Source organism: Bradyrhizobium sp. UNPA324, assembly GCF_006658635.1.
GTDB lineage: Bacteria > Pseudomonadota > Alphaproteobacteria > Rhizobiales > Xanthobacteraceae > Bradyrhizobium > Bradyrhizobium nanningense.
Map to the genome: position 1 here is coordinate 2465506 of NZ_LFJD01000004.1, position 17130 is coordinate 2482635.

The window sequence follows — 17130 nt, forward strand, 5'->3', positions numbered from 1 at the left end:
GATGAGCGCCGCCGACTTACCGCAGGTTCAGGCCGTGCCGGCCGGGCCATGGCCGCCGGCCTGGCGCGAGCTCGCCGCGACATTCTGCATCGCCATCGCAACGATCGGTTTCGCGCCGGTCCTGCATCTGGCGAATCCGGCACTCGCGATTGCGGTCGAGGTCCTGGTCGGCATCGCCATCGTCGTGGCGGTCCCGACCTATGCGCCGGCCATCGCGATCTTCGTTCTGTTCTTCCAGAATCTGTTCGTCTCGATCCTGTCGCCGCTGGTGCCGCTGCCGTCCGATCTCGACTTCATCAAGGGCTATAATTTTCTCGTCTGCTCCGTCATGTGGCTGGCGACGTTCGGCCTTTACGTGTTGGGCCAGAGGAATCAGTCGACTGAAGTGAACCGGATCATGCGCTGGGGTGTCGTCACCCTCGCCGTGGTGTCGGTGTATTTCGCGATCGGCTTCATCCAGGACGGGCAGCCGGCGGCCGTCTATCTGCGCAACATCGTGCTGCCGCTGTTCCTGTTCCAGCTGTCGCTGCTGACGGCGGCGACCTACGAGGTGCGGATCACGCCGTTCCTGGTGACGCTCGCGGTCATCCTCATCCTGTGCGGGTACGTCGAGCTCGTCTTCCGCGATGTTTGGCTTGCCATCACCAACAGCTATACGTTCTGGGGTTTCGACGAGCTCAAGGCGACGCATTCGGGTGTCTGGGAAGCCCAGATGAGGGCCACCGGTAACGTGCCCGTCGACCTCAAGGACCGCTTCAGCTTCGACTTTCTGAACACACCCTTGCTCGAAGGGTTCGGCCTGTCGAAGCTGCTGCGCATCAACGGTGCGAACATGCACCCGATCAGCTTCGCTTACGGGATCGGTTTCCTCGCCCTGTTCCTGTTCTCGGTGGGACGCCCGTTGCTGGCCCTCGCAGCGTTGCCGCTGCTGGTTCTTTGCAGCGTGAAGGGCGCGATCATCGTGGTGATCTTCGTGGTCGCGGCCTGGATCGCGACCGGGCTGCTCGGCGCCGTAGTGACGTTGTTGCTCGGCTTCCTCGGCATGATCGCCTTTGCGGTTGTGGCGATCCGCCTCGGACTGCAGATCGGCGACTATCACGTCATTGGGCTGATGGGCGGTCTAGACGGATTCGTGCAGAGACCTTTCGGCCGGGGCCTTGGCATCGGTGGCAACTTGTCGGAGAGCTATTTTTCCATCGACTGGAGCGCCGCGCAGGCGGCCGGAACGATCGATGGCGCGGTCGAGAGCGCGATCGGCGTTCTCTTGTACCAGATGGGCATTGCCGCCTTCGTGCCGCTGGCCTTCTATTTCGCGACGGCTCTCAAGGCCTGGCGTCTCTACGCCTCGTCGGGCTATCTGACGCAGGGTCTCGCCGGCTTCGGCGTCATGGTCGTGCTGCTCAACGGATTGTTTCAGGAAGAGGCGCTGTTCGCGCCGCTCGCGCTGGGGCTCATGCTCTCGCTCACCGGCCTCGTCATCGGCAGCCATGTGAGAATGCAGACCGTTGCGCGCGAGGACGCGGAACGCGAGCCGCTCGCGCACTACCAGCCCGTGATGTAGCGCGGCGGCCCGCCGGCCGGCCTGCTCGATGCCTAGTTAGGCGCACGTCGATCCAGGAACTTCCACTTTTCCCTGGCGTTGATCGACGGCCCGCACCAGGGGCCGACGCACACGATGAAGAATTTTTCCAACGCCGAATTTTCGCCCGAGGCGATCGAGATCATGACGACCGCCCTGGAAGCTGCCGTTGCCACACTACCGGAGCCCGTGCACGCTTCGCACGTCAACGCGCTCGCGGAATCCATTCTGCGCACGGCAGGTGCGGGCGAGCGCAACGTCGCGAATTTGCAGCGGATCGCCCTGATGGAGCTGCAACTGGCGCCGCGCAAATGATGAGGCCGACATGAAGACGATAGCTGCTGCCGTCATTGCGCTGTCTGTCACGCTCTCCGGCGCGAAAGCAGATAGCTGGACGACCTATCGGATTGCCGAGACAGGAACCTCGGTCGACGTTCCCGTCTCAGTCTTCACGGAGATAGCCGGCAAGCCCGACGGCTACGGCCAGCAATTTCGCACCTCCGACGGCTGGGCCGATCTCACCGTCCAGGCTGTTTCCAACCGGCAGCATCTTTCGCCGGCTCAATTCCTGGCCAGGAAGGATCCGCCGCCCGGAATCATCTATAAACGGATCGCGCCGAATTTCTTCGTGGTCTCCAGCATCAAGCGCGACAAGATCTGGTACGACCGCTGCAATTTTTCGCGAGGTTACGTGCACTGCGTGCTGATCAACTATCCCGCGGCCGAGAAGCGGCAATGGGACCATCTCCTCACCCGGATCAGCCACAGCCTGAGCGCCGACTGAATCGGATCCAAAAAAGAGCTGCCCGGGCAAGCCGGGCAGCAGGTCGTGAGGTCAGCGCGAGGTCGTCGATGTGGTCGACATGGTCGGCTTCGAGCCCGGCACGTGCGACATCGTCTTGGTGGTCGAACCGACCTCTTCGCCGGCCTTGACCTGGGTGCGCGTATGCGAGCGGCTGAACGTGCCGCCCTCATGGGCTTGCGCGCGGGCGTTGGAATTCAACACCGGCCCGTTGCCCTTGTTCATGCTGACGCCGGTCTGGGTCTTGCCGTTCACGGCAGCGGCGCTGCCACCGGTCGCGATCGACGAGCCGGTGCTGCCCGTCGCCGATGTGGACGTGCCACCGGTGCCGACCGTCGAGGCCGACGTGCCGCCTACTGCGGCCGAGCCGGCGCTTCCGCCGGTGATACTTTTCTGTGCGAGAACAGGTGAGGTGGCAGTCAGCAGAACTGCGACCGCCGAGGTCGTAAGCAAGGTTTTCATGTTTCCATCCTCTCGATGAATCTTAGGGGGACGACGTCGAGATCGTGCAGCCGTTGACGGTGATGGTGCTGGCACGGGTGGTGCCAGGACCGCCCGCTGTCGACGAGGAGCTCGAGACACTGCCGCCGCCCGCCTGCACATGCACTGACGATCCGCCGGCTGAGCTCGAGCTCGACAGCGAACCGCTCGACGCCGTCGATCCAGTCGTGCCCGAACCCGACGCTCCGGCCGCGCTGATGCTGCCGTCCGCGTGCTTCTCGACGGTGACCTTGCAGGTCTCACCCGACGCTGTCTTGCCGGTCTTTTCCATGGTTGCCGCCTGCGCCGCGCCGGCAATCAATGCCAACGCTGCGATCGCAACGATTGATCTATTCATGCGAGTTCTCCACCGACAAAGGGGAAGGAGCGGCATTGCTGCCGCTCCTTCCCGAGGCATCAATCCTTGTCCTTCTTCCACTCGTCCTTGTGGTGACCCTTGCCCTTTTCCAGGCCCATGTCGCTGGCATGGCTGCCGGACTTGCCGTCGCCCATGCCGGGTGACTTCGACGCGCCCGACTGACCAACCGTCGAGCCGCTGCCTGCGGCCGATCCGCCGGTGCCGACGCTAGACGAGCTCTTGCCGCCGCCGGCCGATGAGCCACCAGTACCGAGCGTCGAGGCCGAGCCGCTGCCGGTGCCGCTACCGGCCGCCGAGCCACCCGTGCCCACGGTCGAACTGCTGGTGCCGCCGCCTGCCGACGAGCCGCCGGTGCCGAGCGTCGAGGCGGAGCCTGACCCGCTGCCGCCAGCGGAAGAGCCGCCGGTGCCAACCGTCGAGCTGCTGGTGCCACCGCCCGCCGACGAACCGCCGGTGCCAACCGTCGAGCTCGATTGCGCAACCGCGAGCGCCGTGCCGGCGAGCAGCGCGGCCGCAGCCGCAGAAAGCTTCAGAATCCGCATGTCGTTCTCCTCCAGGGTTTTCAAAAACCAAATTGCCAAATCGGGCCCGGGATAAATTGGCAATCGCGCAAACGTTCCTTGTGTCGGAAACGCTGACGCATTGATTGCTGCTCATGGCGAGTTCTGCGGCGGGAGAGGGCAGCGCACCGCATTCGTTCGTTCATTCAATGTTCATCGGGGCCGGACGCTTGCAGCAATGCACGCAGTGCGCCGCGGTCGAGGTCAAGCAAATCTCAGAATGCTCCGACCATCACCTGACGCTCGTAGAGCCGCCTTGAAGGGGCTGTACGCGCTGTTCGCTTCGAACGGAAGCTCTTTGCCGGAACGGCGCTCGGCTGAGATGGAGGTGTGATCCTGGTCTCTGGCTTGTGCGGCGCCATCGCAAACGCGCGGTTGGCCTGATCCTCTTGCCGCTCGGTAGCAAGCAGGGGCGAGGAGGCCGCGATCGCGATCTGAGTGGACGTGTCGAAGATGATATTTTCAGGCCAAGCGCGCGCGGAGTGGATGCGAATGATGCTGCGATCGACACCGGGGTCTGTAGAGATTTCGGCGAGCGGCGGCAGCGAGCGATCGAGTGCGAACAGCAGCGCCACAGCGAATGCGCCTGCAAACAGGAAGTATCGGATGATGGGCATCAGGTGGGACCGCGGCGGGAATAAGGTGCGATAACGCGGCGGGCCGCTCCTCCACGGCCCGCCGCGGCGGCGTTAGTCGACCTCCTGGACGACCATTCGGGTCTCGGGATCGACCAGCATCACGTGGCTGCCCGAATAGACGTAGCGGTACTTGGTAAGCGAAGGACCCCAGTCGCTCGGAACGGTCGCGAGTTCGACGTCGCGCGGCACTGGCGAGCCGACCACGATCTTCTCGCGCGTCTCGACAGGACGGATCTTGTGCTCGGTGACGTAGGACCGGATCTTGGTGCGATATTCCGGTTCGATTTGTATGGCAGCACCATGCCCGGCGCCGGTCGTTGTCGTGACGGTGGTCTGCGCCATCGCGCTGGTCGAGACCAGCAGGGCGGCGGCCGATATCAGCATGAATTTCTTCATCGCATTCTCCCTCGCCGCTGTATGCGGCGCTGCGATGAACTCGCCATCCACCTGCCCGTTCCGTTCGCGGCGGAACGTTTGTCCTTTTTTTCCGTTGCGTTCTCGGGAGCAGCTGATTGGAGGAGAGGAAAAATGCCCGTATTGATTCTGTGGGCCGTGCCCGCCATCCTGGTCGTCGGCGGCGGCATTTATCTCATTGGCCATATGCATTGAACGTGAAGGGCCCCGGTTTCTAAACGGAAGAAGCCGGGGCCCGCGCAATCCGCAGCTCAACGATAACCGCGCTCCGGGCAGCGCGGCGTCTTGTTGTCAATTGTGATGGCGCACCTGCCGCTCAGCTCGCAAGCTCACCTGTAATCTGCTTCACACGTAAACTTGGTCAATGACGCTAGATGAACCAGGGCCTCGCTCCCGCGCGGCTCTGTTCGGAGCGGGCGATGATGGCTGCACTGGCGAGGGTAATATCCCGTGTGACGCAAACCAGCGTCGACGTCGAAACTCTGAAGGTGCTGATGATCTTCGCAGGCGCGGGCCTGCTGCTCTCCCTCGTCGCCGCGATGATCTACCAGCAGGCCGCCAACGCTGCCTTGTGGTGACATCGTGAGAGTTGCGGCGCTTCGGCCGGCCCAACGCGCCGGCGAGCCGGTTACGCCATGAGCACGCGTGCACGGCCCGGCATCATCGAATTGTCACCGCTTTGTCATTCGCGCTCTATGGATCGCTGTTCCTTTCGCCGCGCGTCGTGGAGGCTGATATGCATTTGACTGAGACCCTTTCGTCTGACCGCCGGTCGATCCTGAAGGGCCTTGCGGCCGCAGCTGTGGCGCCGCTTGCGGCGCCGGTGATGGCGGCCGAGGGGCTTGTTGCGCCGCCGGCCGGTTCGGCCGTCGCAACCGCCACCGACAAGGCCTATTGGGCGGACGTGAAGCGGCTCTATGCCGTGACGGCCGATGTCGTCAATTTCGAGAACGGCTATTGGGGCATCATGGCCGAGCCGGTGAGGCGCGAGTTCATCCGCCAGTCCGACATGATCAACTATCAGAACACCTATTACGCGCGGCAGCGCGCGGGCGCGGATTTCGATTCCGTGCGCGCCAGGGTGGCGGAGGCGGTCGGCGCGGCGATGGAGGAAATCGCGCTCACCCGCGGCGCGACCGAAGCGCTGCAGCTCCTCATCGGCGGCTACAACAGGCTGAAGCCCGGCGACGGCGTGCTCTATGCCGATCTCGACTATGATTCGATGCAGTATGCGATGAATGCGCTTCGCGCGCGCCGCGGCGTCGACGTGGTCAAGTTCGACGTGCCGGAGCCTGCCACCCGCCAGGCGGTGCTCGACGCCTATGCCCGCGCCATCGAGGCCAACCCGAAGACGAGACTTCTGCTGCTGACCCATGTCAGCCACCGCACCGGCCTCGTGATGCCGATCGCCGAGATCGCCCGCATGGCGAAGGCCAAAGGCATCGACACCATTGTCGACGCTGCGCATTCCTGGGGGCAGATCGACTTCCGGGTGAGTGAGCTCGAGACCGATTTCGTCGGCTTCAATCTGCACAAATGGATCGGCGCGCCACTCGGCGTGGGCTTCCTCTACATCAGGAAGGACCGCCTCGCCGCCATCGACCGCGACATGGGCGACGAGGATTTTGCGGAGAGCGACATCCGCTCGCGGGTTCATACCGGCACGGTCAATTTCGCCACGGTGCTGACGGTGCCGACGGCCCTGGCGCTGCATCAGCAGATCGGCGCCGCGGCAAAGCAGGCCCGCCTGCGCCATTTGCGCGACTATTGGGTGAGCCGCGCCCGCGGATTCAAGGACATCGAGATTCTGACGCCGGACGAGGTCGGCTCTTACGGCGCGATCACCTCATTTCGCCTCGCCGGCAAGACCAGCAAGGCCGACAATGAGGCCATCGTGGTGAAGCTCCGCGACGGCCACAAGATCATGACGGTGCGCCGGGCCGGCGTCGCCAAGGGCCAATGCATCCGTGTGACGCCGTCGCTCTTTACCGACGAGGCCGATCTCGATCGCCTCGTCGAGGCACTGGCCGTCATCACCGGGACGAAGACGGGATGAGGCTGCGCGAGGCGGGGGAGCGGCCGCTCCTGCGTCAATTGCGCTTGACTGATTGGATCAGGTCCCAGCGGTTGCCACAGAGATCCTCGAAAACCGCCACGACGCCATAGGCCTCATGCCGTGGCGCCTCGACGAAACGCACGCCCGCGGCGACCATGCGCGCATGATCGCGCTCGAAATCATCCGTTTCCAGGAACAGGAAGACGCGCCCGCCGGTCTGGTCGCCGATGCGCGCCGTTTGCGCCGGACCGTCCGCCCGCGCCAGGAGCAGGCCAGTGCCAGGTTGGCCCCGCGGCCGCACGACCACCCAGCGCTTGCCGCCACCGAGCGGCGTGTCCTCGCAAAGCTCGAAATTCAGCGCGCGCGTGAAGAAGGCAATCGCTTCATCGTAGTCCGCGACCACGAGGCTGACGAGGGACAGATGCTGGTTCATCGTGCGACCCGGCTGATGGCGGCAAGCTCGGCGTCAGGAAGACGAGGATAGCACGACCTGGGTCCAGTCGCGCTGAGGACTTGCACAGCTCGCCCCCGCCATGGGGCGCGCGCACCCCTCCACGGCGACGCCCCCGCTATTGCTGATAAGGCATCTACGTCACCGGGCAGCAGTCCGAAGCAGTCCCGCCCAGTCGGCGCTCGCGGCGGCGATGCTGCTGATCGATGCGAGCGTGAAGGCGGGCGAGGGGGCAGGTGGCAGATCAGGCTGCCGATAGACGTACCCGGAACTTGCTGCCGGTAGCCTCGGCATAGCGCAAGCTTGTCGAACGGAATTGTCACGTGACCTTCTTTCCATTTGGCACGATTGCCTATGACAAAACTAACCTTCTATTCGAGCGAGATTGTCATGTGATCTCATTGGCTCTCCGTAACGCCAGTTCAATCTCGGTGCGTGGGGTCTTTCGCGTCTTCTTTATGAACGCGCGCACAGTTGGCGAGAATCGTGCAGGCCAGCGCGACGACCGGAAGGATCGCATAGCGGCCGAGGCGCAAGATGATTTGCAGGACAAGGCGTTTCATCCGCGTTTCGACGGCGGAGCGCCTCAGATCACGCCTTGCCACATGAGCCGTTGCTCTGATGCAAGCTGGCGACGTCGGCACGGCCCTGGCTTTCCGTGACCTGAATCAACGTGATTGCACCGGGCGTGATGATTCCCATCTGCGGCTGGGCGGAGAGGTAGATGGTGCTGCCGGCGCGCAGATCGAGGCTCACCTTCTCGCTGCCTTGCCCGAACAGATTGCTGCTCAGCGGAAGATTGTTGACCGCAACCTCGTGGCGGCCCGGAGCCAGGTCGCAAGCCACGAAACCCGCAGCCTGACTGCCTCCAACGACGCGTCCATCTACCGAATAGCTTGGCTGGACCGCGAAACCCAGGGCGGATGAGCGATAGACCACCAGCCGCGCGGTATTTGCCTTCACGTTATCCGTCAGAGCCGCGCTGCCCGTCGGCCCTGACGCGCACCCCGCCAGCAAGAAAGCCACGGCAAAGATCCCCGGATACAAGCGCATTCCAGCCCCCTGGTTCAGTCCAACAGTCCCCAGGGCATCTTTGGCGGGGTAGCGTATGAAGTCAATCGCGACTTCTGGTCGTGCAGTGCCGACTCATGTCAACGCCACCCAAGCGCCGGCGCCACATGCGTCAGGATCGCCTCGATCGCATGCGCGCAATAATCGACGCCGAGCTGGTTCGGGATCGTCAACAGCAGGGTATCCGCCTCGGCGATCGCCTCGTCCTGCCTGAGCTGCTCGATCAACACCTCCGGCTCCGCCGCATAGCTCCGGCCGAAGATCGCGCGGGTCTGCGGGTCGATGAAGCCGATCTGGTCTTCGCCGCCGCGCTCCCCGCCGAAATAGGCGCGGTCGCGGTCGTTCATCAGCGCGAAGATGCTGCGGCTGACGGACACGCGTGGCTCGCGGGCGTGGCCGGCTTCCTTCCACGCGGCGCGAAAGCTGCGAATCTGCGCCGCCTGCTGCACGTGAAAGGCTTCGCCGGTCTCGTCGTTCTTCAGCGTCGAGCTCTGCAGATTCATGCCGAGCTTGGCCGCCCACACCGCGGTGGCGTTCGAGCCGGCGCCCCACCAGATTCGCTCGCGCAGGCCCTGCGCATGCGGCTCGAGGCGCAACAGCCCCGGTGGGTTCGGAAACATCGGCCGCGGATTGGGCTCCGCAAACCCTTCGCCGCGCAAGAGGTCGAGGAAGACCTCGGCATGGCGCCGGCCCATGTCGGCATCGCTCCGCCCCTCGGCCGGGAGATAACCAAAGTAGCGCCAGCCGTCGATCACCTGCTCGGGCGAGCCGCGGCTGATGCCGAGCTGCAGCCGGCCGCCGGCAATGAGGTCGGCACTTCCGGCGTCTTCCACCATGTAGAGTGGGTTCTCGTAGCGCATGTCGATCACGGCCGTGCCGATCTCGATCCTGCTGGTCTTGGCGCCGACGGCCGCGAGCAGCGGAAAGGGCGAAGCGAGCTGCCGCGCGAAATGGTGCACGCGGAAATAGGCGCCGTCGGCCCCGAGCTGCTCGGCCGCGACCGCAAGCTCGATCGATTGTAGCAGCGTGTCCGCCGCCGAGCGGGTCTGCGATTGCGGCGAGGGGGTCCAGTGTCCGAAGGAGAGGAATCCGATTTTTTTCATGGACGCAACGTATGCATGACCGGAAGAATTTGCGAGGCGTCGGCCGAGAAAGATGGCGACAAGGCGTATGGGCCGCAAGCCCCCCTGGGCGAAAGCAGGCAGGGGTTTGGGCTTGCGGTGTCCTCAGATCTCGCAACCGGTCAAATTCAGCGCTTTGAGCAAGCCGCCAAACGCCTTGAGCCGACAGGGCTCGGTCTCGCCGGCGGCCTTTGCACCCTGAACATTGGTCGTCCGCTTGGCAACAATTGCCTTTGGCTTCGGCTTGGGGCGTTCGGCGGCCGCGATCGTCTTTGCATTGCGCCGATGACGGACGACCGGTTCCGGCGTGGTCGAACCGACTTGGATGTCTCGCGGAGCAACGGAATTATCGACCGGAGCAACCTGTGTCGGCATCGCGCTGCTCACGGCGGCAACATCGAGGCGATCGGCCTTCGGCAACGCGTCATGGGAAGCAGAGACGCTTGCGCCCTGCTCGGCAAGCGGCGGGGCGATCGCGACGGCGCGACGCGGTGGTGCGCTCAGCTCCATTGCCGACAGTACGCCTGCACTCAACAGGATGAGGAGGCCCAACAACGCCATCTTCAGCATAATGCGCCTCTAACCCGGGGTTAGCGCCGCCGAAAATTCTCCGCCGCAATAAGGCAACTTGTCGGCGGCAGCCGACGTGCGGCCAACCATTTCCCAACAGGGTTAATGTCGGTGATGCGTCTGCAGCCGCGGAGAATGCCACCGCTCACGTGGGTGAGCCGAGTTCGTATATGAACCATTTGAATTGTAACCCCGACCAAGGGTCGGAAGAGGGTTCGGGGAAATAGCGACAGGCCGAATCCCGACGCCCTGGAAGCGATCGGGCGGGTGAAGAAAGCTTTGAGCCCAAAATGATGAGCTATCGAGCTATGCGGAAGCGCTCAATCTTCAATGGAGGGCAATTCGGAGTCGATGGTCGAAAGGCGCTCTTCCTGGTGCTTCTCCTTTTCGCGATCCCCGCGCACGACTGCTCCGCGCAGACACCTCCGCCTCCAGACCGCGAACATGCGTTCGAGCACGTGCCTCCGACGGTCGTGAAGAGATTGGTGACCCGCTTCTCGCTGGGCGCATTCGCCGGCCGCTTCGAGAAGACGCGGCTCGGCGCGGTTCGCGAAGCCGTGGGCAAAGGGACCATCCAACACCAAGGTGACGCCGGAGATAGTGTCTATTGGTTGTGCTATAGGCGCGCGCAGCATCGACTATGGATCGTGTCCAGCGGAGAGATGGGCGGCCCGGACCATCTCGTCACAGAAGTCGTTGAAGAGCGCACCGAGAACGACACCGAGACCTCGACCGATTGCGCCATCATCCCGGAAAAGTTCGCGCCCCTCGTCTTCGACGGCAAGCTGCATTTAGGTATGTCGCGTTCGGAGGTCGTCACAGCGCTGGGACCGCCGTCGAAGTCGGAAGCGGCCCAGATGGTGTATTCTCACCACGGAAAGCTCGCAGACGGTTTTGATGAGACCGCATGGCTCATTCTCCGATTTCGTGAGGACAGGCTCGTGTCCATGCGTGGCGGCAAGACCACGACGAATTGAAGTGGCTGCTCTGCTCAATCTGGCGCTAAAAGAAACGTTGTCACACCGCCTCATTCGCGGGGCAAGGAATCATGTCCACACACGCCGGCGCATCCGGCTCTGGCATGAATCCCCGGCCGTCGTGATGTCTCACGCGTAGGCCACCCAGCCGCGGAAGGCGAAGCCGGTGTAGAACAGCGTAGGATCGGAAAAGCCGGCCTCGCGCAAGATCACCTCGTCCTGCGCCGGTGCGAGAATCTCCAGATGGTTGGTGACGGCGTTCCGCGCGGCCGCAGCCTGCTCGGGCTCGACGCCTGACGCCGCCAGGAACGCGGAGTAGCGCGACAGCCACAGTGGGCGCTCCTGCTCGCCATCGGGCGCGCTCAGATGCGCGACCACGAACGGCGCGCGCGGCTTGAGCCGGCGGCGGACCTCCGAGGCGATGCGGCGCCGCTCGGCGACATCGACGAAGTGCAGGGTCAGCAGGCAGGTGGCACCGTCGAACGGTCCCTCCGGCGCATCGTCGATATAGCCTTGATGCAGGCGTGCACGTGGTGCGAGCGATCCCAGGGTTTGCCCGGCCAGCGCCAGCATCGCCGCGGACGGATCGACGCCGTCGAAGCGCCAACCGGGATGTGCTTGCGCAAACGCTTTGAGCTCGAGGCCGCCACCCGCGCCGAGGACGAGCACCTGCCCATCGCGGGGGACGCTTTCGGCGAGCAGAATCGCCGTCATGGACTGCATGGCGTCATAGCCCGGCACGAAGCGCCGCGGCCCCTCGGTGTATCTCGCCACGAATTGCGGATCGGAGAATGCGGCTTGAATGTCGGTCATGATGTTGTCCCCGTGACTGGAGCCGTTCACGCGCGATGCGCGCTGATGTCGTGGATCTTTCGGGACCCGAGCCGCTTGCGAAGATCTTCGCCCAGCATCGCCAGCGTCACCTCGCCGAGCCGCGCCAGCAGCAGCGCTTCCGCATCGTCAAAGGCCTGGTCGAGCGCGGCATTGACGGCCTGCTCCACCAGACAGCCGGGCGACTCGGTCCGGTTGCCCATGGCCAGAAGCGGGGGATTGCCGAGCGCGGCATAGACATCGCGCAGCGTCACCTTCGACAGGTCGCAGGCAATGGTCCAGCCGCCGCCGTGCCCCTTCTCGGAGCGCACGTAACCGATCTCCCGCAGGCCCGCCATGATGCGGCGGATCACCACCGGATTGGTGTCCATGGCCCTGGCCAGGGTCTCGGACGTGAACGGCCCCGGTTGCTGCGCCATGTGCAGGAGAATGTGGAGAACGCCGGAGAGTCGGGAATCTCGTTTCATGTAACTTTACATGTTACGTGATGGCGGCGAAGTCAAGCGGTCTGCGCGCACCCAGAGATCAGCCGGTTTATACGCGTCCTAACCCATTGATCCCGCTCATGCCGTCTACTGTGCATGGGGTTGTTTTCGACAATTCTGTCTCGGAGACGCGACGCGCGAGGCAAGCCGGAGCGCTTCGCGCCTACTTCATCACCCGCAGACCTTTGGTCGTGAACTTCTGCGTCTTGCCGCCCGGCCGCACCGGCCGCCGTGTGCCGGCCGCCTTGCCGGTGCCGGGCGGCTGGTGCGCCGGCACGAGCTGATAGGGCTGTGAGCCGATCAGATCGCGGCGACCCATCTCGATCAAGGCCTCGCGCAGCACGGGCCAGTTGTCGGGATCGTGGTAGCGCAAAAACGCCTTGTGCAGGCGGCGCTGGCGCAGGCCCTTGATCGCCTCGACCTTGTCGCTGCCGCCGTGGCGCACGCCGCGCAAGGGATTGACGCCGGTGTGGTACATCGCGGTCGCGGTTGCCATCGGCGAGGGCAGGAAGGTCTGCACCTGATCGGCGCGATAGCGGTTCTTCTTCAGCCACAGCGCGAGGTTCATCATGTCCTCGTCGGTCGTGCCCGGATGCGCCGCGATGAAATAGGGGATCAGATAATATTTCTTGCCGGCGCGTTCGGCGGCTTCGTCGAACATCCGCTTGAACTTGTTGTAGGCGCCGATGCCCGGCTTCATCATCTTGTCGAGCGGGCCGCGCTCGGTGTGCTCAGGGGCGATCTTGAGATAGCCGCCGACGTGATGGGTGACGAGCTCCTTGATGTATTCCGGGCTCTCGACCGCGAGGTCGTAGCGCACGCCGGAAGCCACCATCACCTTCTTGATGCCTTTTGTCTCGCGCACCTTGCGATAGAGCCGGATCAGATCGTCATGCGAGGTGTTGAGGTTCGGGCAGATCTCGGGGAAGACGCAGGACGGCCGCCGGCACGCGGCTTCGACCTTCGGGTCCTTGCACGCCATCCGGTACATGTTGGCGGTGGGGCCGCCGATGTCGGAGATTACGCCGGTGAAGCCCGGCGTCTTGTCGCGAATCTTCTCGATCTCGCGCAGGATCGATCCTTCCGAGCGGTTCTGGATGATGCGGCCCTCGTGCTCGGTGATCGAGCAGAAGGTGCAGCCGCCGAAACAGCCGCGCATGATCGTCACCGAGAACTTGATCATGTCCCAGGCTGGAATCTTCGCATCGCCATATGACGGATGCGGGGCGCGCGCGTAGGGCAGGTCGTAGACCGCGTCCATCTCGTCGCTGGTGAGCGGGATCGGCGGCGGGTTGAGCCAGAGATCGCGGTCGCCATGACGCTGCACCAGCGGCCGCGCATTGCCGGGGTTGCTCTCCCGGTGCAGCACGCGCGACGCCCGCGCATAAGCTTCCTTGTCCTGCTCGACCTGCTCCAGTGCCGGCAGCCGGATCACGGTCGCGCCCTTCTGGCGCGTGGCGCCCTCGTCGGCGGAATCGAGATCGTCGGCGTGCAGCTCGGTGTAGTCCGCAGGAACTTTGCGAAACAGCGCGACGCCCCTGATGTCGTCGAGCGCGCGCGGCGCTTCGCCGGCGGCGAGCCGCTGCGCGACTTCGACCACGGCGCGCTCGGCATTGCCGTACAGCAGGAGGTCGGCCTTGGCGTCGGCCAGCACCGAACGGCGCACCTTGTCGGACCAATAGTCGTAATGCGCGATCCGGCGCAGCGAGGCCTCGATGCCGCCGAGCACTACGGCTACGTCCTTGAACGCCTCGCGGCAGCGCTGGGCGTAGACGACAGTGCAGCGGTCCGGCCGCTTGCCGCCTTCGCCGCCGGCCGTATAGGCATCGTCATGGCGGAGACGTCGATCCGCGGTGTAGCGGTTGACCATGGAATCCATGTTGCCGCCGGTGACGCCGAAGAACACTTTTGGCTTGCCGAGCACCTTGAACGGCTCGGCCGAATGCCAGTTCGGCTGCGAGATGATGCCGACCCGAAAGTCCTGCGCCTCCAGCAATCGGCCGATGATCGCCATGCCAAAACTCGGATGGTCGACATAGGCGTCCCCGGTCACCAGCACGATGTCGCAGGCGTCCCAGCCGAGCGCGTCCATCTCGGCGCGACTCATGGGAAGGAACGGCGCCGGCTTGCGCGGCTGGGCTTGCGCCATCAGGGGCTTTGCGGCGGTGGCGATCTGGGTGTCCATGGGGCGTAGGCATAGGGCTCTCGGCCCGTGAATTCAACTGGCGGTCATTCCGTTATCGGACTGCGTGGCTCCATCCGACGGCCTCACATGCGAATCGCTGGAACCAACTGCCGCCGGGAACATTGACGCGAGGGTCGGCGTGGCCCGGCTCGTGCGCGCCTGCTCAATCCGCAATCCTGCCTCGATGGGGCGATGGGGGAGCTGTGAGTACGGTCATAGAGAACTTGCTGTCGCGAAAGCAGAAGCTCGTGGAACAGCTCGAAAAGGCGCCATCGGTCGAGGATCGCGACAAGATCGAGCACCAGCTCGAACAGATCAACACCGCGCTGGATTTCCTGGACAGGCCGGGACGGCTGGACGCGAAATAGTCACGCTCGATCCACTTCGGGCGTCTCCACCCTCAAGGCCTTGGCATAGACCACGCCCGAATTGGTGATGTGCGTGGTCATCGATTCTTCGAAGGCGGCGAGCTCGCCGCGCGCGAACAAATCGAGCAGCTTGCGATGCTCGTCGAACGACGTGCGGGTGCGCACGTCGATCGGCGAGGTCAGATTGGTGCGAAGCGCGGCGACGCGGCCGGAGACCAGCTGATAGGATTCGGCGAGGTAGCGGTTGCCGCAATGGGCGAACAGCGCCTCGTGAAAGACGGCGTCGGCGCGGCCATAGGCGACGTTGTCCTTTGCCACAACCGCCGGCTCCATCGCCGCGATCGCCTCGCTCATCGAGGCGACCGCACCGTCGCGATCGTGACGATAGGCGAGCTCGGCGGCCTTGGGCTCGAGCGCGATGCGGAAGGTGCAGAGCGCATTGATGTCATCCGCACTCGGCGTAAAGACAAAACTGCCGACTTGCGGCCGGATCACCACAAGGCCTTGTGCCTGCAACTGGCCCATGGCCTCGCGCACCGGGGTGCGGCTGACGCCGAAGGAATTGGCCACCATCTCCTCGGAGATGGCGGCCCCTAACGCGAACTCGCCGTCGATGATTGCCTGCCGCAGCCGCTGCATCACCCGCTGCGACAGCGATTTCGGCGTATCGAGCTTGAGCGAGCGCATTGGCGTTTCTCAGATCACCTTGCCGGGATTGAGCAGCTGATCGGGATCGAGCGCCGCTTTCAGCGTCCGCATCAGCGCGATCTCGGCTTCGCTGCGGGCATGGCCCAGCCATTTCTTCTTCAAGGTGCCGATGCCGTGCTCGGCGGAGACGCTGCCGCCGAGCTCACGGACCAGACCGTAGATGATCGCGTCCATCTCTTCCTTCGGCTGCTGCTCGACGGGAAGGCCGGTGACCCAGGAGACGAGGTGCAGATTGCCGTCGCCGATATGGCCGTAATAGACGCTCTCGCAGCCCTTGATGCCGGAAGCAAGCGCCGCCTTGCAGCGCGTAGCGAACTCGTCCATCCGCGCCACCGCAAGGCCGATGTCGTAGGAGATATGCGGCCCCAGCACCTGGCCGAACTCGGCGCAGATGTCGCGCACGCGCCAGAAGGCCTGCGTCTGCGCCAGTGATTGCGCCACGGCGGCATCCGCCAGCAGCCCGCGCTCCATCAGCTCCTCGAGCCAGGCCTGGAAGCGCGGCGCGTCCACGCTCTCGTCGGTGCCCTGTGCTTCCACCAGCACGTAGAGACCGTGGCCCGCGGCGATCGGCGGCTTCACGCCGGCACGATTCGTGATCACGTCCCAATAGTCCGGCCACATCACCTCGAAAGCCGACAGCAGCGGGCCGAGCCCGCTGCGCGCCGCGCCGAGCAGCGCGACCACCGCGGCATAATCCTTCAGCGCGCACAGCGCGGCCATGGTCGAGCGCGGCTTCGGGAACAGCTTCAGCACCACGCGGGTGATGATGCCGAGCGTGCCTTCGGAGCCGATGAAGAGGTGCTTGAGGTCATAGCCCGCGTTGTTCTTCATCAGCTTGTTGAGGCCAGTGATGATGGTGCCGTCGGGCAGCACGACTTCGAGGCCGAGCACCAGCTCGCGCGTCATGCCGTAGCGGATCACGCGGTTGCCGCCGGCATTGGTCGAGAGATTGCCGCCGATCGCGCAGGAGCCGCGCGAGCCGAGGTCGAGTGGAAAGAAGAAGCCGGCTTCGTCCGCGGCCTTCTGGATCGTCTCCAGCGGCGTGCCCGCTTTCACCGTCATCGTTGCGGAGGCAGGATCGATCTCCTCGATGCCGGTCATGCGCTCCAGCGAGATCGCGACCCAGCCGGCTTCGGGCGAGGCGCCGCGGCACAGTCCGGTCAGTCCGCCCTGCGGCACGAACGGCAGACGCGCCTGTCGGCAGGTCGCAATGGCGTCGGCGACACCTTGCGCGTCCACGGGTCGGATCACCGCCAGCGGCGCCTGCGGCAGGCTTGCACTCCAGTCGTTGCAATTGCGCGCCGGCACGTCGGTGCCGATCAACACCGCGGCTGCGCCGAGCTTGTCGCGCAGGGCGCCAAGCAATTGGTCGGGGTGTCCGATGGGGGTCACCATGTTCATGCGAGACCTCCTCAAAAGCTGGCTGCGCCTGATGTGCGCGATTGCGGCGGAAAG

At 64.5% G+C, this 17130-nt stretch carries 21 protein-coding genes; 6 read left to right on the forward strand and 15 right to left on the reverse strand.

Annotated elements, in window-relative coordinates:
- Window position 1: 1 nt before the first annotated feature.
- The 3 genes from UNPA324_RS12055 (at window position 2) to UNPA324_RS12065 (ending at window position 2363) form a co-directional block, all read left to right on the forward strand.
- Window positions 2–1561: a hypothetical protein gene (locus UNPA324_RS12055; RefSeq protein WP_141934756.1), complete on the forward strand. Its 1560-nt coding sequence runs from the start codon at window positions 2–4 to the stop codon at window positions 1559–1561.
- 114 nt (window positions 1562–1675) lie between these two features.
- Window positions 1676–1894, forward strand: coding sequence for a hypothetical protein (locus tag UNPA324_RS12060; RefSeq protein ID WP_141938836.1), 219 nt, complete (start codon window positions 1676–1678; stop codon window positions 1892–1894).
- A gap of 10 nt (window positions 1895–1904) precedes the next feature.
- On the forward strand, window positions 1905–2363 hold the full coding sequence (locus UNPA324_RS12065; protein WP_141934757.1) for a hypothetical protein: 459 nt from the start codon (window positions 1905–1907) through the stop codon (window positions 2361–2363).
- A 51-nt stretch (window positions 2364–2414) separates the two neighbouring features.
- Here UNPA324_RS12065 and UNPA324_RS12070 read toward each other — a convergent pair whose 3' ends face one another.
- The 5 genes from UNPA324_RS12070 to UNPA324_RS12090 form a co-directional block, all read right to left on the reverse strand.
- Window positions 2415–2843, reverse strand: coding sequence for a hypothetical protein (locus UNPA324_RS12070; protein ID WP_141934758.1), 429 nt, complete (start codon window positions 2841–2843; stop codon window positions 2415–2417).
- A 22-nt stretch (window positions 2844–2865) separates the two neighbouring features.
- Window positions 2866–3219, reverse strand: a complete 354-nt coding sequence (locus UNPA324_RS12075; RefSeq protein ID WP_128919204.1) for a hypothetical protein — start codon at window positions 3217–3219, stop codon at window positions 2866–2868.
- Between the two features lie 59 nt (window positions 3220–3278).
- The gene (locus UNPA324_RS12080; protein WP_141934759.1) at window positions 3279–3782 is read right to left on the reverse strand and encodes a hypothetical protein; all 504 of its coding nucleotides are present in this window, start codon (window positions 3780–3782) and stop codon (window positions 3279–3281) included.
- A gap of 233 nt (window positions 3783–4015) precedes the next feature.
- A complete protein-coding gene (locus tag UNPA324_RS12085; protein ID WP_141934760.1) occupies window positions 4016–4375 on the reverse strand; it encodes a hypothetical protein in 360 nt (119 codons plus the stop codon).
- A 114-nt stretch (window positions 4376–4489) separates the two neighbouring features.
- The gene (locus UNPA324_RS12090) at window positions 4490–4834 is read right to left on the reverse strand and encodes a DUF1236 domain-containing protein (RefSeq protein WP_141934761.1); all 345 of its coding nucleotides are present in this window, start codon (window positions 4832–4834) and stop codon (window positions 4490–4492) included.
- A 437-nt stretch (window positions 4835–5271) separates the two neighbouring features.
- Between UNPA324_RS12090 and UNPA324_RS35110 the strand changes: the two genes are divergently transcribed.
- Entirely contained in the window at window positions 5272–5430 is a 159-nt protein-coding gene (locus UNPA324_RS35110; protein ID WP_181769369.1) for a hypothetical protein, read from the forward strand.
- A gap of 158 nt (window positions 5431–5588) precedes the next feature.
- Window positions 5589–6908: an aminotransferase class V-fold PLP-dependent enzyme gene (locus UNPA324_RS12095; RefSeq protein ID WP_141934762.1), complete on the forward strand. Its 1320-nt coding sequence runs from the start codon at window positions 5589–5591 to the stop codon at window positions 6906–6908.
- A 34-nt stretch (window positions 6909–6942) separates the two neighbouring features.
- Here the strand turns inward: UNPA324_RS12095 and UNPA324_RS12100 are convergent, their stop codons facing one another.
- The 5 genes from UNPA324_RS12100 to UNPA324_RS12120 form a co-directional block, all read right to left on the reverse strand.
- The gene (locus tag UNPA324_RS12100; RefSeq protein ID WP_128919209.1) at window positions 6943–7341 is read right to left on the reverse strand and encodes a VOC family protein; all 399 of its coding nucleotides are present in this window, start codon (window positions 7339–7341) and stop codon (window positions 6943–6945) included.
- Between the two features lie 440 nt (window positions 7342–7781).
- The gene (locus UNPA324_RS35115; RefSeq protein WP_181769705.1) at window positions 7782–7922 is read right to left on the reverse strand and encodes a hypothetical protein; all 141 of its coding nucleotides are present in this window, start codon (window positions 7920–7922) and stop codon (window positions 7782–7784) included.
- Window positions 7923–7950: 28 nt separating this feature from the next.
- Window positions 7951–8412, reverse strand: coding sequence for a DUF2846 domain-containing protein (locus UNPA324_RS12110; protein ID WP_141934763.1), 462 nt, complete (start codon window positions 8410–8412; stop codon window positions 7951–7953).
- Window positions 8413–8510: 98 nt separating this feature from the next.
- Window positions 8511–9533, reverse strand: a complete 1023-nt coding sequence (locus UNPA324_RS12115) for an LLM class flavin-dependent oxidoreductase (RefSeq protein ID WP_128919210.1) — start codon at window positions 9531–9533, stop codon at window positions 8511–8513.
- Between the two features lie 123 nt (window positions 9534–9656).
- Window positions 9657–10121 (reverse strand): hypothetical protein, encoded by a 465-nt coding sequence (locus UNPA324_RS12120; RefSeq protein WP_128919211.1) that lies wholly within the window; start codon window positions 10119–10121, stop codon window positions 9657–9659.
- A gap of 290 nt (window positions 10122–10411) precedes the next feature.
- On the opposite strand from UNPA324_RS12120, the gene UNPA324_RS12125 reads away from it, so the two are divergent.
- Entirely contained in the window at window positions 10412–11098 is a 687-nt protein-coding gene (locus tag UNPA324_RS12125; RefSeq protein ID WP_141934764.1) for a hypothetical protein, read from the forward strand.
- Window positions 11099–11227: 129 nt separating this feature from the next.
- Here the strand turns inward: UNPA324_RS12125 and UNPA324_RS12130 are convergent, their stop codons facing one another.
- The 5 genes from UNPA324_RS12130 to UNPA324_RS12150 form a co-directional block, all read right to left on the reverse strand.
- The gene (locus UNPA324_RS12130) at window positions 11228–11911 is read right to left on the reverse strand and encodes a class I SAM-dependent methyltransferase (protein WP_128919213.1); all 684 of its coding nucleotides are present in this window, start codon (window positions 11909–11911) and stop codon (window positions 11228–11230) included.
- Window positions 11912–11937: 26 nt separating this feature from the next.
- Complete coding sequence (locus UNPA324_RS12135) at window positions 11938–12396, reverse strand: Rrf2 family transcriptional regulator (RefSeq protein WP_128919214.1); 459 nt, start codon at window positions 12394–12396, stop codon at window positions 11938–11940.
- A 181-nt stretch (window positions 12397–12577) separates the two neighbouring features.
- Complete coding sequence (locus UNPA324_RS12140) at window positions 12578–14599, reverse strand: YgiQ family radical SAM protein (protein WP_141934765.1); 2022 nt, start codon at window positions 14597–14599, stop codon at window positions 12578–12580.
- Between the two features lie 368 nt (window positions 14600–14967).
- Window positions 14968–15654: a GntR family transcriptional regulator gene (locus tag UNPA324_RS12145; protein WP_128919216.1), complete on the reverse strand. Its 687-nt coding sequence runs from the start codon at window positions 15652–15654 to the stop codon at window positions 14968–14970.
- Between the two features lie 9 nt (window positions 15655–15663).
- The gene (locus UNPA324_RS12150; protein WP_128919217.1) at window positions 15664–17076 is read right to left on the reverse strand and encodes an FAD-binding oxidoreductase; all 1413 of its coding nucleotides are present in this window, start codon (window positions 17074–17076) and stop codon (window positions 15664–15666) included.
- Between the last annotated feature and the right edge of the window lie 54 nt (window positions 17077–17130).

Bases quoted from the DNA above. Each gene is read 5' to 3' on its own strand.
- UNPA324_RS12055 (WP_141934756.1), top strand. From the start codon at position 2: ATGAGCGCCGCCGACTTACCGCAGGTTCAGGCCGTGCCGGCCGGGCCA.
- UNPA324_RS12060 (WP_141938836.1), top strand. From the start codon at position 1,676: ATGAAGAATTTTTCCAACGCCGAATTTTCGCCCGAGGCGATCGAGATC.
- UNPA324_RS12065 (WP_141934757.1), top strand. From the start codon at position 1,905: ATGAAGACGATAGCTGCTGCCGTCATTGCGCTGTCTGTCACGCTCTCC.
- UNPA324_RS12070 (WP_141934758.1), bottom strand. From the start codon at position 2,843: ATGAAAACCTTGCTTACGACCTCGGCGGTCGCAGTTCTGCTGACTGCC.
- UNPA324_RS12075 (WP_128919204.1), bottom strand. From the start codon at position 3,219: ATGAATAGATCAATCGTTGCGATCGCAGCGTTGGCATTGATTGCCGGC.
- UNPA324_RS12080 (WP_141934759.1), bottom strand. From the start codon at position 3,782: ATGCGGATTCTGAAGCTTTCTGCGGCTGCGGCCGCGCTGCTCGCCGGC.
- UNPA324_RS12090 (WP_141934761.1), bottom strand. From the start codon at position 4,834: ATGAAGAAATTCATGCTGATATCGGCCGCCGCCCTGCTGGTCTCGACC.
- UNPA324_RS35110 (WP_181769369.1), top strand. From the start codon at position 5,272: ATGATGGCTGCACTGGCGAGGGTAATATCCCGTGTGACGCAAACCAGC.
- UNPA324_RS12095 (WP_141934762.1), top strand. From the start codon at position 5,589: ATGCATTTGACTGAGACCCTTTCGTCTGACCGCCGGTCGATCCTGAAG.
- UNPA324_RS12100 (WP_128919209.1), bottom strand. From the start codon at position 7,341: ATGAACCAGCATCTGTCCCTCGTCAGCCTCGTGGTCGCGGACTACGAT.
- UNPA324_RS35115 (WP_181769705.1), bottom strand. From the start codon at position 7,922: ATGAAACGCCTTGTCCTGCAAATCATCTTGCGCCTCGGCCGCTATGCG.
- UNPA324_RS12110 (WP_141934763.1), bottom strand. From the start codon at position 8,412: ATGCGCTTGTATCCGGGGATCTTTGCCGTGGCTTTCTTGCTGGCGGGG.
- UNPA324_RS12115 (WP_128919210.1), bottom strand. From the start codon at position 9,533: ATGAAAAAAATCGGATTCCTCTCCTTCGGACACTGGACCCCCTCGCCG.
- UNPA324_RS12120 (WP_128919211.1), bottom strand. From the start codon at position 10,121: ATGCTGAAGATGGCGTTGTTGGGCCTCCTCATCCTGTTGAGTGCAGGC.
- UNPA324_RS12125 (WP_141934764.1), top strand. From the start codon at position 10,412: ATGATGAGCTATCGAGCTATGCGGAAGCGCTCAATCTTCAATGGAGGG.
- UNPA324_RS12130 (WP_128919213.1), bottom strand. From the start codon at position 11,911: ATGACCGACATTCAAGCCGCATTCTCCGATCCGCAATTCGTGGCGAGA.
- UNPA324_RS12135 (WP_128919214.1), bottom strand. From the start codon at position 12,396: ATGAAACGAGATTCCCGACTCTCCGGCGTTCTCCACATTCTCCTGCAC.
- UNPA324_RS12140 (WP_141934765.1), bottom strand. From the start codon at position 14,599: ATGGACACCCAGATCGCCACCGCCGCAAAGCCCCTGATGGCGCAAGCC.
- UNPA324_RS12145 (WP_128919216.1), bottom strand. From the start codon at position 15,654: ATGCGCTCGCTCAAGCTCGATACGCCGAAATCGCTGTCGCAGCGGGTG.
- UNPA324_RS12150 (WP_128919217.1), bottom strand. From the start codon at position 17,076: ATGAACATGGTGACCCCCATCGGACACCCCGACCAATTGCTTGGCGCC.